A 17,476-nucleotide genomic window follows, 5' to 3' on the forward strand; every position below is an offset into this window, starting at 1 on the left:
TCCTAGTGAATTTTTTGTAGGAAATTATTTTATTACTCTCTGAATCAGCCAGCCGCTTTTCTGGTCAAGTGAAATTTCAGCATTAAACCTCTGACCTTTAGAATAATTACGGAGTGATAACAGATTAGAATTGATTTCATTGTCGAGCAGTTTACCATTATCACTGCGAAGATTCGGAATGAGAATGTATTCTTCTCCTGCAACAGCAATGCTTGGATATGCCTCCGTTTCCTGAGAATTAAGTACTTTGACTTTTACTTTAAAGTCATTACCAGCACCAATTATCTCAAGTACTTCTGCTTCAACCTTTGATAAATTTTGTCCAATCGTTGTCGGGAAATTTTGATTTGATTGGTTTGCTGTTTGACTTTCTTTGCAATTACTGCAGGAAATCAAAAAGAACAATGAACATAAAACAAGAACTGAAGTAAGTAACCTCATAATGCCTCCTTTTTTGCTATGGAAAAATAAACAAAAATTTATTTCATTCAAGTAAAGAAATAAATCATTAATCAATGTTATTTTTAATTACTCAATTCTAAATGTTTGATTCACCTTAGCAGAAAAGAAAATTTGGATGTATCGTCGGAAAAAGTTATCAGATAATTTTATAAATAAGTTTGTTGAATTGTGTGCCGGAAAAGTTTCTGCTGCACAGATTGACAAGTTTATTTCTGAAACTGATAAACTGCTCTTAGATTTTTATTTTACTGAAACATCAGAGGCAAATTTAATCAGACTTATTCAAAGTCAATTCGATTTGTCTTTTTTCATTTCAGACCTGTTGAGTTATCCTCATCATCTTGAAGTGATTATTTCTGTTTCTGTTCACAGTAACTATCTGACAGATATTTTAGTTAGGAATCCTGAATATTTTTATTGGGTAGTAAATCCTGAAATTCTGAGATTCAAGCCGGATGAAAAATATTTTAACGAAGTTGTTAAGAAATCAACTGATATCTTTAAAGGCTTCGATTCAAAAGTTAATGCGCTCAAAAATGTTAAGAAGAAAGAAATACTCCGAATTGGATTAAGAGATTTTTATAAATACGATGATCTGGTTGCGGTCACAACAGAATTATCTCAGTTAGCTACTGCAATATCCTCAAAACTTTTTTCACTTTGTTATCAGGAGATACTGAATAAATATAAAATTGAAAAAATAAATCGAAAATATTGTGTAATTGCGTTAGGAAAACTCGGAGCCCAGGAACTCAATTATAGCTCTGATATTGATTTGATTTGTTTTTATGATAAGAACTCACATATAAATAAAAGATACTTTTACAGTGAAATCATAAACGAAACGATAAAACTTTTCATTGAAACTTCAACTCAAATTACTTCTAACGGATATTTATATCGCATCGATTTCAGACTTCGACCTGATGGAAGGAATAGTCCTCTTTCAAATTCGATTACTGAATACATCAGATACTACGAAACACGAAGTGAGGATTGGGAAAGACAAATGCTAATTAAAACCGGATTTATTTGCGGAAGTAAAAGTTTGTATAAGAAATTTTTTGAGTTCAAAGATCGAATTGTTTTTTCTTCTTTTAATGTTAACTCTCCTTTTGTTCAAATTAAAAAACTAAAGCAAAGTCTTGAGCAAAGAGCAGCAGATGAAGATAACATAAAACTTTCTTCAGGTGGAATTCGTGATATTGAATTTTCTGTTCAGGCATTACAATTAGTTAATGGGAAAAAATATTCTCAAGTAAGAACAGCATCAACTCTGGATGCTATTATAGCTTTGAATAAGCATAAAATTATCACAGATAAAGAAACTTTATTTCTTATCAATACTTACAAATTGTACAGAAGGATTGAACACTATTTACAACTAATGAATGACAGACAAACTCACACTATTCCTGAAAGTGGTGAGTTGCCTGAAAAGATTGCCTTCTATCTCGGATACAAAAATGCAAATGAGTTCAGAGCTGAATTAAGTAAAATCAGGAAAGAAGTTGCAAAGTTTTATAATTCTGTTGTTCAAACAGATGAAGAGTCAAAAGAAAAATTAAAAATAAATTATAAAGATCAGGTTAGAGCTAGAAATAATTATGAATTTCTCAGAACCGGAAAATCACTTCTCGGCACAAAACAATTTGATAGCAGAACAATCGAAGCATTCGAAAAAATCAGTAAACGATTGAATGATTATTTGAGCAAATCATCTGATCCTGATTTTGTGCTGGAAAATTTTGCAAAAATTATCAGAACTGTTCCTTTACCAAAAATCTGGTACGATGAATTTACCGACGAGAAGTTTTTCAACTTTTTTCTGACAATGTGTGAATTTTCTCAGAAAGCTGTTAACAAATTTTTTGAGGATAATTTTATAAAAGATGACTTACTAAGTCGCACCTGTTTCGAAGAATTGAATGAAGATAGTTTTGCATTGATTTCATTGCCTCAACTTCACTTTAGAGTTTGTGTTCAATTATTAAATAAGAACATTAATCTTAAAGAGACTACAGAAGCTATTTCAAAATATCACTTATATAAAGTTCAGAACATTATTAAAAAGGAAAATCTTACTGAACACTTTAATAATAATTATCTGATTGCGGGACTTGGAAGTTTTGGTTCTGAAGAGATGAATCTCTCGAGCGATGTTGATTTAATTTTTGTTGTAAAGGATTTGAATAAACACAGTAACGCACAAAAAATATTTCAAACTTTATTGAATAAATTGAAAACCGAAATAAAAGGAACTGAAATTGATTGCCGTCTTCGACCTGAAGGAAAAAGCAGTTATCTTGTTTGGGATATTGAAGAATACAAAAAGTATTTGGCTAACAGAGCGAGAGTTTGGGAGCTGCAGTCATTAACAAAATGCAAATTTGTTGAAGGGAATAAAAAATTATTAGACGAACTAATTAACTCTTTCACTGAAAGAGTACAAAAGACTGATGAGAAAATTTTGAAAAACGAAATGATTCAGATGAGAGCAAAACTTTTTGCATCGGAAGAAACCGGCTTTAATATCAAAAGAAGCAAAGGCGGATTGATTGATTTGGATTTTATAGTTTCTTATCTGCTACTAAAAAATATTTCCGAATTTAAAGGACTTATTGGGCAAAGTATCTTTGAAAAGTTAATTGCTCTGAAAGCAATTTTAAGTGAAAAGGAATTTGATAAAATCAGGAACAATTATCTATTTCTGAAGAATATTGAATTGATTATACAGAATATTTTTGATGTCCGAACAGCTAAACTTCCGGCAGATAAATTAAATCTTAAGAAATTATCTTTGCAATCAGGTTTTGAAAGTGACGAAGAATTTATTCAACACTTTAATAAAACCACATTGTCTAACATTCAGTTATTTAAAAAATATCTTGGTGAGCAATGAATTTTCTTAAAAAATATTTTGCGCTGATTACTTCCCTTTTCGTTTTCATAGTTTATCTTTTTACTCTCGCTCCTTCAGTAATTCAGATTGATAGCGGTGAACTTGCTGCAGTTCAGTCAACACTGGGAATTGCACATCCAACCGGCTATCCTTTATTTACTATGCTTGGATATCTCTTTTCTTTCATACCATTACCATTCACAAAAATTTATCAGCTTAATTTGTTAGCCGCTTTATATAGTGCTTTAGCTGCAGGCATATTCACAATTACCTCTAAATATATTCTAGATAATCTTAACTCTTTCAACATCGTAAAACTTCAAAAATCAAAGAAGAAGAATAAAGTCAGCCCAAAAGATGAATCATCAGAATTAAATGAGAATCAGAAAATTATATTTGCTGTAATTGCAGGATTAACATTGTCGTTAAGTAAAACATTCTGGTTTCAAAGTACATCTGTTGAAGTTTATAGTCTTCACCTTCTTTTAATCTCGCTTATCGCTTTTTTGTTATTGAAAGCTTTTGTAAGTGATTCAACAAATAATTTTTCAATGAGGAATTATTGGATTGTCTTTGCTCTTGGACTATCGTTGGGTTTTTCAAATCATATGACAACTCTATTGATTCTGCCCGGAACAGCTTATCTGTATTTCAACAAAGAAAAATTCACTTCGCAAAGTTTTAAAAAACTTGCTTCAATGATTAGTGTATTTCTGATTTTACTCGTGATAATATATTCATACTTACCAATTCGCGCGTCACAAAACCCGCATTTGAATTGGGGTAATCCGATTGACATCGAAAGAATTCTGAGACACATTTCAGGTTTTCAGTATCAGGTTTGGCTATTTTCTTCCACAGAAGCAGCTAAAAAACAACTTGAGTATTTTATTACAAATCTTCCATCGGAATTTTTCTTCTCTTTAATCTTAGCAGTTATCGGGCTTATTAACACATTTATCAAAGCAAGAAAGTTTTTCGTTTTCAATTTAATAACTTTTATTTCGACAGTAATTTATTCAATCAATTACGATATATCAGACATAGATTCATATTTTCTGCTTGCGTATATCTCATTTGCATTTTTTAATCTTTTCGGATTGGTAAAACTTTATCAAATAATGATTGCGAATAAACTAAATCAAATGGCTGTTATGTTGGTTTTACTTCTTTTCCCTGTTTCACAATTTGTAAAATCATTTCCTGAAGTTGATCAAAGCAAAACAGTTGTTTATGAGAATTACACAAAGTCTCTATTAAATTCAGTACCGGAAAATGCAATGATACTAAGTTATCAGTGGGATTATTTCATTTCAGCTTCTTACTATTTTCAGTTTGTTGAGAAGTTCAGACCAGAAATAGCAATTGTGGATAAAGAACTTTTAAGACGCTCCTGGTATTTCAATCAACTTGAAAGAAATTATCCGGGTTTGCTTTCAGGTGTTCAGACTGAAGTAAATTTATTTTTAGACGCACTTAAACCATTTGAAAGGAAAGAAAATTATAACGCTGCATTACTCGAAAATTTGTACAGAAGAATCATAGCAAATCTTATTTCAACTAATTATGATAAAAGAGAAGTTTACATCGGTCCCGAAATTTTTGATAATGAAATACAGCGTGGTGAAATAAATTTGCCGGAAGGATATAAGCTTGTTCCTCACTTATTTCTTTTCAAAGTTGTTAAAACAGATGATTATGTAGATGCACCGTTACCGGACTTTAAATTAAATTTTTCGGAAAGAAAGGATAAATATCAAACAGCACTTAATTCAATTGTAGGATTGATGCTTGTAAGAAGAGCTTATTATGAAATGCAGTTTAACAAACCGGAAAGAGCTAAATTATATTTGAAAAAAGTTGCTGAAGAATTTCCGAATACTCAGATTCCTCAGCAACTTCAATATTTAATACTTAACTGATTCGTCTATTGAATTGAGAAGATCTTCAATCCTGTCTTTTGATAATTCATCTTTGGTCATAAATGACTGAAGCAATACATCCATCTGCTGAATCAAATTTCGCTTGAAGTATTTTGGAGCAAAAACTGAACCGTCAAGCATATAAATTCTTTTGGACTTTTCATCATAAAAAGTATAGTTCACAAATGGTCCTCCCATTCCTTTAATATTCAAATCCCAAAGTCCTTGTGTAAAGATGGCGTATCTTCCTTTGAAATTAACTTCATTACTTACAAAGAAATCCTGCGCGATTAAAACATAAGCAGAGTCATCGCTTGTTCTGTAATATTTTTCTGTAATTCTGTTTCTTATTGCTTTTATCGAATCAACATTTAGATATTCAGGTGATGCATTATCAATCCAGTGAACAAAAATCCAGCGCTCCATATCACTTCCCGGTGCTCTTCTTAACCAGACGAAATTATCTTCGGGTGATGTTTTGGCAAGTTTAAAGTCTGCCTGAACATAAATTATCCAACCAAAATCTCTTAATAATTTTCCTTCGATTTCTTTTCTCTCATACTTAGCTGAGTAAAGACTTTCTCTAAGCCGGTCATCAGAAATTTTCTGATAAGCATACAAGAGTTTGTCTTTGTTCTTAAGAATTTTGAATTCAAGTTCCTGCATTCCATTTGCACTAATGACAGTTACAAGCTGATTTCTCGCCCACAGGTCATACTTGGTAACAAAAAAATCTTCATTGCTTAAAAGTTTTTTTACACTATCATCAACAATAGTATTAATGAATTGTGATGTTAGAGATCCGGAATTTATTGGCGCTACGATTACAATATTTTTCTTTCGCTGTATTTGATTAATCTGATTTGGTGAAATTCGTTTGAGTGTAAAAAGTTTTTCGGGCAACGGAGTATTTATTTCTATTTCAAAAGTTTGAGAAAGTGCATCATACAACTCCTGATATTCTGTAGAATCAGCAACCACATAAATTTCATCTTCAAGTCCGGTGGCAAATTTTTTACTTTCACAAGAATTGAATAAATAAACGAACATTAATACAGTTGATATTAAAATTATTCTTTTCATAACTACCTCGGTACATTAGGTAAAATTAAATCGAGATTTGGAAAAACTATCAGATAAAGCGCCCACATTATAAATCCAACTGAGAGAGGGATTGAAAGATTATCATCAGCAATTCCATAAGAAATATTTTCTACAATTGCTCCGATAAATGCAGCAACAAAACCAATCATATATTCAGCAAAGCTTTCTGTTAATTTTGGTGTAAATAAAATCACGATACTTGCACTAATGAAAAAAGCTAAAGTTCCCTCAAAACTTTTCCTTAAAAATGGTCTTTTACCGAACTTCCGTCCAATCAAAGCTGCGCTTGTGTCACTAATGATAAGAATTGCAAATGCTGTAACAAATATTACTTTCGGAAAAATGATTACACCAATTAAAGCAGAGATTAAAACATAAGTAGCGCCGTTAAGATTTTTCTTTTCGTGATCAACTTCATGTTTGCGCAATAAAAATCCGAAAATTTTATAAAAAATTTTTCCCACTTCAGGATGGAAGTACCTCGCCACATCAACAACCAATGCAAATGCAGTTAAGCTTGCAAGAATTATAATTGCAACAGATTTTGGTATGAAGTAATAAATCGTTGGTATAGATAAAGAAAAGAGATGAATTAGTTTTCGGACTAACTCATCTCTGTAATGGATTGTTCCGTTATCAATTGGATTCATCTTTAGGAGCAGTTTCCTTTTTATTCCGCTGTTCCATCAGTTTCTTAACATGATCAGGAATGTCTTCTTCACCATTAGATTTTTCCGGTTTCTTGACTGGCGGAAGCTCCTGTCCTTTTATTATTGCATCAATTTCATCTCCATCAAGAATTTCTCTTTCAAGAAGTTCTTTGGAAAGTTTATGAAGTAACTCAATATTTTCTTTCAGAATATTTTCAGCACGCTGTTCAGCATTTCTTATTATTGTTCTAACTTCGTCATCAATTTCCTGAGCAGTCTTTTCACTGTAATCTTTATGACGCTGAATTTCTCTTCCTAAAAATATTTCTTCTTCTTTTGCACCATAAGCAAGCGGACCAAGTCTTTCACTCATTCCCCATTCACAAACCATTTTGCGGGCAATGTTTGTTGCTTTTTCGATATCATTGCCAGCGCCTGTTGTGAAATGGTTGAAGATAAGTTTTTCTGCAGCACGACCACCAAGTGCATAGGTAATCATAGCTTCAAGATATTCTTTGGAATAAGTATGTTTTTCATCGATAGGAAGATAACTCGTAACACCAAGCGCTCTTCCTCTTGGAATAATTGTTACCTTGTGAACCGGATCAGCTTCAGGTAATTTTTTTGCAACAAGAACATGTCCTATTTCATGATAAGCTGTTGTTTTCTTCTCTTCTTCAGAAATAATCAAACTCTTTCTTTCCATTCCCATCATAACTTTATCTTTTGCTTCTTCAAAATCACTCATTTCAACTTTCTTCTTATTTTTTCTAGCGGCAAGAAGTGCTGCTTCATTAACAAGATTTGCAAGTTCAGCACCAGCTAAACCAGGTGTTCCTTTTGCAAGAACTTCAAGATCAACATCATCACCTAAAGGAATGTTTCGTGTGTGAACTTTTAGAATTCCTTCACGACCTTTAACATCAGGACGGTCAACGACAACTTGTCTGTCAAATCGTCCCGGACGAAGTAATGCAGGATCAAGAACATCAGGGCGATTTGTTGCAGCGATGATAATTACACCGCTGTTCTGTTCAAATCCATCCATCTCAACCAAAAGCTGATTAAGAGTTTGTTCTCTTTCATCGTGTCCGCCACCAAGTCCGGCACCACGATGTCTTCCAACTGCATCAATTTCATCAATAAAAATTATGCAAGGTGCATGTCGTTTTCCCTGATCGAATAAGTCTCTTACACGACTAGCTCCAACACCAACAAACATCTCCACGAAGTCAGCACCAGAGATTGAGAAAAACGGAACACCAGCTTCACCAGCAACTGCTCGTGCTAATAATGTTTTTCCTGTTCCCGGAGGTCCTAACAACAAAACTCCTCTTGGAATTTTTCCACCAAGTTTTTGAAACTTACTTGGTTCTTTCAGGAACTCAATAATTTCCTGAAGTTCGAGTTTTGCTTCGTCTGCACCTGCTACATCTTTAAAGGTAACTCTTTTATTAGAAGGAGTGATAAGCTTTGCTTTGCTTTTTCCAAACGAAAAAATTCCTCTGGTTCCTCCACCTTGCCCTTGCATTCTTCGCATTATAACAATCCATATTGCTATGATAAGAATCCATGGTAAGAATCCTATAATGATGTTAAGCCATTCAGTTGAATCTTTTTCAAAAGTGTACTGAATTCCGAGTTCTCTCCATTTGGCTTCCTGTTCCTTAATGATTGGCTCAGGAATGTAAACTGAAATAGCTTTGGTGGGAAAATTTCTTGTACCAACTTTAACTGTTGTCTCTGTATTCAACTCAGCGTTAAAGTAATAATCGTTGATATCCTTTTTAGAAACCTTTGCTGATACAATTTTGCCTGGCTGGCTAAGTAACTTTTCATATTCACCGAATGAAATTTCAGTATAGTTTTCAGCGCCGGTTCTGAAAAGCTGCATAATAATTACTGCAGCAACGATTACAGCGCCCCAACCAAAAACCATTCTGATAATTTTAGACCAGTCAAAATTATCATCCGGTTTATTTGAGTTATTATTATTCTTACGGAAATTAGATTTGTTATCATCATCTCCGTTGTAAAATTTTCTGAACTTGTTATCCATTTAACATTAACTCCATCATTCACTTAAAACATAAATTGAAGTAAGATTCCTGTATTTTTGCTGATAATCCAGCCCATAACCAATAACAAACTGGCTCGGAATCCTGAAGCCAATATAATCAATTTTTACATCATATTTGAGACTCTCAGGTTTCACCAAAAGCGATACAACCTTCATACTTTTGGGCGTATGTTTTGAGAATAACTCTTCAATGTATTTAATCGAAAGTCCTGTATCGACAATATCCTCAACAATAATTATGTCTCTTCCGTTCACATCGCAATTAAGTTCCTTAAGCAACTTCACATTTCCGGAGGATATTTTTGAATCTCCATAGCTTGATAGTTTGAAAAAATCGATTTCACATTCAATATCAACATTTTTAATTAAATCGCTCATAAAGATAAAAGCACCGTTCAGAACTCCGATAAATATCGGAACTTTACCAACATATTCTTTCGAAATTTCCGAACCAAGTTCCTTTACTCTCGACTGTATTTGCTCTGAAGAAAGCAATGGAACAAAGGTATCGCCATTGATAATTAATTTTTCAGTTTGATTAGTCATTTATCAGCTCAAGTTTGTAAATATTTTTTGTTTCGGGAGTAACTTTAAATTTTTCATCAAGTCTTTTTGCAATTACCCAAACTATTTTGTTTTTTGTTCCAAGAACATACTGATTCTTTTTTTCTTTTGCCTCAGTTTTAATGTCATTTAGATAATCCGAAATCTTTTTAGTTCCTTTCATTCCAATCGGATTGAACTTATCACCTGGTTTCCATTTTCTTATGATGAAATTCTCGCCTGTCAAATCAGCATCAACATACTCAATATTTTTATCAGGTGTTAAATTAACATCAGATAGATCAACTTTTGAAATAGAAATTGTTCCGGAGCTGAACTTTTTAGTTTCGCCTGCTTTAATCTTAATATTATTTTCAGAATGGGAGTTTCTGGAGTAGATTGAAATAAAATCCCGCTCACGAATTGCTATAACATTTTTCTTTAAAGACTCTGAAATTCCAACCTGCTTTTTAGTTAGTGAAATAATTTTCTCAACATCTTTTTGTTCAGTCTGTAGTTTGAATTTATCGGATAAAACTTTTCTTATTACTTCAGATTGAATGAACTCATCTTCTTTCTCAAACAAAGTTAATTTTATTCTTATTTCATCTATTAAATCTTCAGAATATTTTTTTTGAGTTTGTGAAATAAACTTATCAAAATATTTATTGAAACTCTGCAAGTTTAATGATGTTGAAAGCACTGAATTAACTAATCCCGTATTTATTTTTTTCTCAAGCTCAGGAATGATTTTCAATCGTATAAAATTTCTCTCGTATTCTTCCGAAAGATTTGATTCATCAATCACATATTTAATTTTTTTCTCTTTGAGATATGAAACTATTTCGGATTTTCTGAGGCATAAAATCGGTCTGATAATATTTTCACGGAAAACTGGAATTCCGGCAATACCTTTTATTCCGGTGCCTTTAGATATGTTAAGCAGAACTGTTTCAGCGTTGTCATCGGCATTATGAGCAGTTGCAATCTTAGTGTAATAATTTTTTTCTGCGCAATCATTTAATAAATCATATCGGATAATCCTGCCGGCTTCTTCAACAGAAATTTTATTTTTCTTTGCGTAAGATTTAACATCAGCTTTGGCAGAATGGAAAGGAATTGAAAGCTCCTCACATAATTGTTCACAAAATTTCTGCTCTCTATCTGCTGATTTTCGTAATGAATGATTCAAGTGAAAAGCTGCTAATTCGATTCGGAATTTATTTGCAAACTTTTTCAGAAAATAAAGTAGAAAAACTGAATCCGGTCCTCCACTGAGAGCTAAAAGGATTCTATCTCCTGTTTTTATTAACGAATGACTTTGAATGAATCTTAAAACTTTTTGTTCAGTGGAGTTCATTGAATTATCTACTCTTCAGAAGTTTTATTATTCATAATTCTTTCGACATATTTTCCTAAGACATCAAATTCAAGGTTTACAGTGTCTCCGACTTTCTTATCGGAAAAAATTGTTTCTTTCCAGGTGTGAGGAATTATTCCAACAGAAAATTTACTATCCTTCAATTCTGCGACTGTCATACTAACACCATCAATTGCAACTGAACCAACATAAATAAGATATTGCTTAAATCTCTCGGGAAAAGAAATTGTCATCCAATGACTATTTGAAAGCTCTTTAATTTCTTCAATCCTGCCTGTAGTATCAATATGTCCAAGCACAAAATGACCACCCAATCTTGCATCTGCTTTCAAAGGTCTCTCGAGATTAACTTTTTCTCCTTGCTTCAAGACTCCAAGATTAGTTTTGTTAAGTGTTTCCTCAATAGTATCAACCGAAAAAGTTTTTTCAGTTCTTTTAACTACAGTTAGGCAACAACCATTTACAGCAATACTGCTTCCGATAGTTAAATCATCCAAGACTTTTTCTGCCTGAATTTCAAATTGAAAACCATCACCGGTTGGAATTTTTTCTTTCAATATTCCTTTTTCTTCAACTAAACCAGTAAACATTTTTTGCTCCGGATAAATTTGAAAAATTATTATACAAAATTAACTAAAGCCCGGTTCAATTGAAGTGCTTTATTTGGTCAGCTCAAGTAGAATGTCGTCTCCGACAAGTTCTGAATGTTTAACTCTGAATCTATATGCTTTTTTAAGGTCGTTAATCCGGATGGAGTTGAATGCCGGTATTCCGCTTCCCAAAAGTTTAGGACTAATGAAAAGTAAAACATCATCGAAAAGATTTTGTCTTAAGAAAGAAGAAAAAACTTCTGAACCACCTTCTACTAACAATGATGTAATTTCAAGTATTGCTAATTCTTTCAGTATACTTTTTAAGTTGAGATTGCCATTGCCGTTTCGTTTAACAAAAATTATTCTGACACCAAGTCCGGATAGTTTTTTTATTTTGCTTTTCCTGGAAATTGATTCTTTAGATGTAATTAATATAGTTTTTCCGTCTGTGTTTTGTGTGAACAATTTTAAATCAGGGTTCAACTTTAAATTAGAATCAAGAACTATTCGCCAGGGATTTCTTCCTTCAGTTAATCTTACAGTCAGGAGTGGATTATCAATTTCAGCAGTTCGTCTTCCAATCAATACAGCATCATATTCTGCTCTGAGTGAATGAACAAACTTTCTTGCTTCAGAGGAAGTTATCCACTGCGAATAATTTGAATCATCTGCAATTTTTCCGTCAAGTGTTTGTGCAATCTTTAATGTTACATAAGGAATTTTTTTTGTTATATATTTGAAAAAAAATTTATTTAATTCAGTACACTCTTTTTCAAGCACGCCAACTCTTACTTCAATTCCAGCTTTCTTAAGTTTTTTTACTCCATTTCCACTCACTAAAGGATTTACATCAAGTGTTCCAATTACAACCCGTTTAATTTTTGATTCTATGATTTTATCTACACAAGGAGGAGTGTGTCCGTAGTGGCTGCAAGGTTCAAGATTTACATAAAGTGTTGATCCTTCAAGTGGTTCGACTGCAGAGTTGATTGCATTAACTTCAGCATGATTTTCACCATACTTCTGATGATAACCTGCTCCAATGATTTTATTGTTTTTAGTAATAACACAACCAACCATTGGATTTGGACTAACAAAACCGCTTCCCCGCTTTGCGATTTCAAGTGTTAGTTGTATGTAAGTTTCATCATTCAAGTTAATGATTATTTTATTTCAAGTATTTCGAATTCCATATTTCCGGCAGGTGCTTTAATTGTTACCTTCTGTCCAATCTTTGCGCCCATCAATCCCTGACCAACGGGTGATGTAATAGAAATTTTTCCTGCCTGAAAATCAGCCTCTTCAGGTGAGACTAATGTATATTCAAAAATTTTGTTTGTTTTGAGATTTTTAATTTTTACTACAGATAGAATGTGAACTTCATCATTAGGCATTTTGGAAGTATCTATAACTCTTGCCCGTGAAAGAATATCTTCAAGCTTTGCAATTCTTAATTCAAATAATCCTTGTTCTTCTTTTGCAGCATCATACTCAGCATTTTCTGATAGGTCGCCGTGTGCTCTGGCTTCGGCAATTTTTCGGGCAATTTCTTTACGCCCATTATTCTTCATATCCTGAAGTTCTTTTTCAAGTTCGAGTAATCTTTCTCTTGTAAGATAAACAAAGTTTTGTCCGTTCATAATTACATTCTCAATTTGTTAATGAAATCAGAAAAAAAATTGCCACCGTTTCGAGAAATCCGATACAGTGGCATCGCAAAAATATGAAGGTATGTTTAGCGTGTCAAGTAAGAATTTGCTATTTCTCTATCAGAAAAATTTTATTCTTCAACGATTCTGTAAGAATGTTCAATAGGCATAGCTTTTTGAAGCATTGCAGTAACACTGCAATATTTTGTTTGAGATAATTCAATAGCTCTTTCAATTTCTTTGACAGGAAGATTTTTTCCGTAGAAAACATATTCAAGATTAATTTTTGTAAAAACCTGCGGATGTTCCTCAGCAACATCGGCAGTAATGTTCATTTCAAATCCATCAAGTTTAACTCGTTTCTTTGAAAGAATGCTTGCCACATCACTTCCTGTACAACCTGCTAATGAAATAAGAATTAGTTCCTTTGGACGAATACCGGCATTACTGCCACCAAATTCTTCAGGTCCATCCATTGTAATCCAATGGTTTGAATCTGTTTTTCCAACAAATGTAATACCCTTTACTTGTTTAACGAAAGCTTTTTTAGTTGCCATTAGTTACCTCTTATTTGAAAAATTAAATATTCTTTTAACATATCAGATGTTATATTTTGGAGAGAGTTTCAAGATACACCTACTTATGAATTTAATAGGTTTTATTATAATTTTTACAGATAATGGAACACATATAACGCTGATGAAACAGATACTCACAGATTATCAAAATAACACTTTTAGGCATTTAATTTATTAAACAAGGTTATTTACTAATTTTATTAATCCATCCATTTTTTTATCAGCTTTGCTTATGTACCATTTTTTTAATTAGTTCCCAAGCTTCAACAACATGTCTTCTTTCGTGTCTTATACTTCCAATAGTTAAACGAAGTGTAAACTTACCATTTAATTTTGTATGAGATAAAAATATTTTCCCCGAAGCGTTAATATCTTCCAATAATTTTTCATTCAATCTGTTCAATTCTTCCTCAGATTTATTTCCCGGATTATAACGAAAACAAACCGTGGAAAAAGGTACCGGAGCCATTCTTTCAAAAAACTTTTCTTCATCAACCCAATTCGCAAATTCCTGAGCCATTTCAATGTGATGCTTTATTCTCTCTGCCAATCCATCAACTCCAAAATACCTGATGATAAACCAGAGTTTTAGTGAACGAAATCTTCTTCCAAGCTGAATTCCATAATCCATCAGATTTTCTACTTCGTCATCAACCTTCGTTTTTAAGTATTCGGGAACAAGACTAAAAGCTCTTTTAAGTATTTCCGGTTTCCTGGTAAAATAAATACTCAAATCCATAGGTGTGAACATCCATTTATGCGGATTGATAACAATTGAATCGGCTTCGTCCCAAGCATCGGTAATCCATTTCATATCGGGAATCATTGCAGTAACACCTGCATAAGCTGCATCAATATGAAGCCAGAGATTATACTTTTTACATACTTCTGAAATCTCTCTAACAGGATCAATACTTGTAGTTGAAGTTGTTCCAACAGTTGCCACAACACAAAACGGTTTTATGCCTTTGGAAATATCTGATTTAATTGCCGCTTCAAGTTCTTGGGCATTCATTTCATATTTTTCATTAACAGAAATTTTTCTAACTCCTTCCAAACCAATTCCCAGAGTAACTGCACCTTTTTCGATTGATGAGTGAGCTTGCTCGGAACAATACAATCTTAGTTTTGGCAAATCAGTTCTTCCTGACATTCCTTTCTCTCTTATATTCAGATTCAATTGTTCCCTGGCAGAAGCAATTGCGTGCATCGAACTTGTTGAAGCAGTGTCGTAAATAATTCCCCAATAATTTTCAGGTAAGCCAACCATTTGCCTGAACCAGTTCATCATAGCTTTTTCAAGTTCTGTAAACGCAGGTGATGTTTTCCATAACATTCCGTTTGCGTTGAAAGCTGCAGAGAGCATCTCTGCTAAAACACCGGGCATACTTGAAGTTGAATTGAAGTAAGCCATAAATCCCGGATGATTCCAGTGTGTTATTCCATCAATTAAAATTCTGTCAATGCTGCTAATTATTTTTTCTATATCTTCACCAGTTTGTGGAGGTTGCTCGGGAATTCGGGATAAAATTTCTCCCGGCTTTACTTGTGAAAGCGGTGGATACTTTTCAATTTCTTTAATGTAATCTGCAATCCAATCAATAAGATTCTTCCCGCTTTCACGGAATTCTTCAATTGGCATATCTGTAAAATTGTTTTCCATTTTCAGTTTGAAATATTGGTGTAAAAAATCTGATTCAAATCTAAGAAAAGAATTTATCTTTTATTCGTTGATGATAAGACTTAATTTTACAAGTGAAATAAATCTTTTACACAAGATGAAATCAAAAATATACTTTTTAAGCACTGTAATTTTCTCACTGATTATACTAAGTGGCTGCTACGAACATTTTCCACTTAAACAAGATATTTCCAGAACACAAAATAATTTTCTTAACCAGGATAGTGTGGAAGTCAAATTTCCGGAATTGACAAAAGGAAAAGTTACTTTGATGGCAATGGTTTATACGCATTGTCCTGATATTTGTCCAATGACAACACATAATATGCAATTAGTAGAATCAAAATTGAGTAAAGATGAATTAGATAAAGTGCGGTTTGTAATAATTACTTTTGACCCGAATCGTGATACACCAAATGTTCTGAAAAAGTTTGCAGAGATAAGAGACATTGATTTTAATCGCTGGAGTTTTTTAAGTGGTGATGAACAAAACACTAAAGAAGTAATGCTGAAGTTTGATGTAAAAGCTGTTCCGGCAGATTCATCTTATGATGAACAAGGAAATCTTTCTTATTACATTATTCATACTGACAGGATTTCTTTAATCGATCAGGATGGTGTGCTTCGAAGAAATTATGTCGGAAGTATCGCGGATATAAATGAAATCGTAAATGATATAGAGTATCTTTTACAGTAATATTTTTCGTGTATCTTTATGCTTTCAGGTTTTAGATGAGGAAGTTTTTCGCTACTAAAGTACCAAAACACTAAAGAGAATAAATAAAACATAGAAAGGAATAAAAAATGAAGTTATTATTATTAGCGCTTGTAATCTTTATTTCTTCACCGGAAGAAAAAATTAAAATTAAAGATCCCTGGATGAGAATCAGTGCAGAAGGACAATCAACTGCACTATTTATGAAAATTGAAAATACTGGCGATGTTGCTGATACACTTTACAAAGCTGAATGCGACTTTGCTGGCAGAGTTGAAATTCATGAAACCTATCAGCAAGGCGAAATGATGGGTATGAGAGAAGTTCCTTTCATTGTAATTCCTCCCAAATCAACTTTTGAATTAAAACCAAGATCACATCATATAATGGTAATTAAGTTAAAGAAGGATATTAAAAAAGGGACTCAGGAAGAGTTTACACTTTACTTTAAACAAGCAGGTAAGCTGAAAGTAAAAGCCACAGCCCAGGAAATGCAAATGCCAAAGATGGAACATAAACATTAATTATTACTAACGAATATTTTTTCCTCAAGCCGCAGTTAATAACATTGCTGTGGCTTTGGTTTTTACTTCTAATTTTGTTTAACATTTCATCACGCTACTATTTAATTATTCAACACTTCAAAGGAACAGGTTTTCAATTAACTCTTAAATTTAATTGAAAATTAGTTATTGAAGGTTAGTTCTACTCGGTACAACAGTTGCAATCATTCAACTGTTATATCGAGTGAATAATGAAAGATATTAAACTACAATTCTCACTTGGATTTATTGCACTTTGTCAGTTATTCGGTGAAACCTGCAAAGCTATAAAACGAAATTTTAATCTATCTGAAAATGAAATACGAATCTTATTAGTTGTGTACGATGAAAAACCCGAATCAATCAAACAGATTTCCAAAAGACTATCACTCTCACCTACTCTCACCTCAAAAGTATTATCATCATTAGAAAAAAAGAATTTAATCTTTCGACAACTTAATCCTCTGAACAAAAGATTTGAGCAGGTTTTGTTAACCGAAGGTGGTATAAGAGTAACTTGTATTATAATCGAATTTATCCAGGAATTCTTGTGTGAAAAAATAGTTAAAACGATGATAGTCAAACCGGAAGATATTCTGAGTTTTTCAAATACTTTAAAATCGAAAATGGCCTTAAATAAACTTTCATTAACAGAAATGTCTAATAATTAAAAA

General features: G+C 32.7%; 16 protein-coding genes. 5 read left to right on the forward strand and 11 right to left on the reverse strand.

The genetic code is table 11. The annotated features are described in order from the left end of the window. Window positions 1-24 precede the first annotated feature (24 nt). Window positions 25-441: a hypothetical protein gene (locus Q0X14_RS06580; protein WP_297844158.1), complete on the reverse strand. Its 417-nt coding sequence runs from the start codon at window positions 439-441 to the stop codon at window positions 25-27. A 136-nt stretch (window positions 442-577) separates the two neighbouring features. On the opposite strand from Q0X14_RS06580, the gene Q0X14_RS06585 reads away from it, so the two are divergent. Then, complete coding sequence (locus Q0X14_RS06585; protein ID WP_297844160.1) at window positions 578-3,364, forward strand: hypothetical protein; 2,787 nt, start codon at window positions 578-580, stop codon at window positions 3,362-3,364. Further along, window positions 3,361-5,286 carry a DUF2723 domain-containing protein gene (locus Q0X14_RS06590; RefSeq protein WP_297844162.1) on the forward strand — a complete coding sequence of 642 codons (1,926 nt, stop codon included), beginning with the start codon at window positions 3,361-3,363 and terminating at the stop codon, window positions 5,284-5,286. The genes Q0X14_RS06585 and Q0X14_RS06590 overlap by 4 nt, the downstream gene beginning before the upstream one ends. Here the strand turns inward: Q0X14_RS06590 and Q0X14_RS06595 are convergent. The 10 genes from Q0X14_RS06595 to Q0X14_RS06640 form a co-directional block, all read right to left on the reverse strand. Further along, entirely contained in the window at window positions 5,272-6,369 is a 1,098-nt protein-coding gene (locus tag Q0X14_RS06595) for a DUF4837 family protein (protein ID WP_297844164.1), read from the reverse strand. The genes Q0X14_RS06590 and Q0X14_RS06595 overlap by 15 nt on opposite strands. A gap of 2 nt (window positions 6,370-6,371) precedes the next feature. Continuing rightward, a complete protein-coding gene (locus Q0X14_RS06600; RefSeq protein ID WP_297844166.1) occupies window positions 6,372-7,040 on the reverse strand; it encodes a dolichol kinase in 669 nt (222 codons plus the stop codon). Continuing rightward, window positions 7,027-9,099: an ATP-dependent zinc metalloprotease FtsH gene (gene ftsH / locus Q0X14_RS06605; protein ID WP_297844168.1), complete on the reverse strand. Its 2,073-nt coding sequence runs from the start codon at window positions 9,097-9,099 to the stop codon at window positions 7,027-7,029. Before ftsH ends, Q0X14_RS06600 begins: the two co-directional genes overlap by 14 nt. Before the next feature lie 15 nt (window positions 9,100-9,114). After that, window positions 9,115-9,666 (reverse strand): hypoxanthine phosphoribosyltransferase, encoded by a 552-nt coding sequence (hpt, locus tag Q0X14_RS06610; protein WP_297844170.1) that lies wholly within the window; start codon window positions 9,664-9,666, stop codon window positions 9,115-9,117. After that, window positions 9,659-11,023: a tRNA lysidine(34) synthetase TilS gene (gene tilS, locus Q0X14_RS06615; protein ID WP_297844172.1), complete on the reverse strand. Its 1,365-nt coding sequence runs from the start codon at window positions 11,021-11,023 to the stop codon at window positions 9,659-9,661. The genes hpt and tilS overlap by 8 nt, the downstream gene beginning before the upstream one ends. Window positions 11,024-11,031: 8 nt before the next feature. Further along, on the reverse strand, window positions 11,032-11,634 hold the full coding sequence (locus Q0X14_RS06620; protein ID WP_297844174.1) for a riboflavin synthase: 603 nt from the start codon (window positions 11,632-11,634) through the stop codon (window positions 11,032-11,034). A gap of 69 nt (window positions 11,635-11,703) precedes the next feature. After that, window positions 11,704-12,792 (reverse strand): bifunctional diaminohydroxyphosphoribosylaminopyrimidine deaminase/5-amino-6-(5-phosphoribosylamino)uracil reductase RibD, encoded by a 1,089-nt coding sequence (gene ribD, locus Q0X14_RS06625; protein ID WP_297844176.1) that lies wholly within the window; start codon window positions 12,790-12,792, stop codon window positions 11,704-11,706. Between the two features lie 8 nt (window positions 12,793-12,800). Then, window positions 12,801-13,277: a transcription elongation factor GreA gene (greA, locus tag Q0X14_RS06630; protein WP_297844177.1), complete on the reverse strand. Its 477-nt coding sequence runs from the start codon at window positions 13,275-13,277 to the stop codon at window positions 12,801-12,803. Window positions 13,278-13,417: 140 nt separating this feature from the next. Next, window positions 13,418-13,843 (reverse strand): OsmC family protein, encoded by a 426-nt coding sequence (locus Q0X14_RS06635; RefSeq protein WP_297844179.1) that lies wholly within the window; start codon window positions 13,841-13,843, stop codon window positions 13,418-13,420. Between the two features lie 241 nt (window positions 13,844-14,084). Next, window positions 14,085-15,527, reverse strand: a complete 1,443-nt coding sequence (locus tag Q0X14_RS06640; protein WP_297844181.1) for an aminotransferase class I/II-fold pyridoxal phosphate-dependent enzyme — start codon at window positions 15,525-15,527, stop codon at window positions 14,085-14,087. Between the two features lie 115 nt (window positions 15,528-15,642). On the opposite strand from Q0X14_RS06640, the gene Q0X14_RS06645 reads away from it, so the two are divergent. From Q0X14_RS06645 to Q0X14_RS06655, 3 genes are all read left to right on the forward strand, one after another. Next, window positions 15,643-16,242 carry an SCO family protein gene (locus tag Q0X14_RS06645; RefSeq protein ID WP_297844183.1) on the forward strand — a complete coding sequence of 200 codons (600 nt, stop codon included), beginning with the start codon at window positions 15,643-15,645 and terminating at the stop codon, window positions 16,240-16,242. A 107-nt stretch (window positions 16,243-16,349) separates the two neighbouring features. Next, window positions 16,350-16,784, forward strand: a complete 435-nt coding sequence (locus tag Q0X14_RS06650) for a copper chaperone PCu(A)C (protein WP_297844185.1) — start codon at window positions 16,350-16,352, stop codon at window positions 16,782-16,784. A gap of 230 nt (window positions 16,785-17,014) precedes the next feature. Continuing rightward, entirely contained in the window at window positions 17,015-17,473 is a 459-nt protein-coding gene (locus Q0X14_RS06655; protein ID WP_297844187.1) for a MarR family transcriptional regulator, read from the forward strand. Window positions 17,474-17,476 lie beyond the last annotated feature (3 nt).

The organism is Ignavibacterium sp., assembly GCF_025998815.1.
In the GTDB taxonomy this organism is placed as follows: domain Bacteria; phylum Bacteroidota; class Ignavibacteria; order Ignavibacteriales; family Ignavibacteriaceae; genus Ignavibacterium.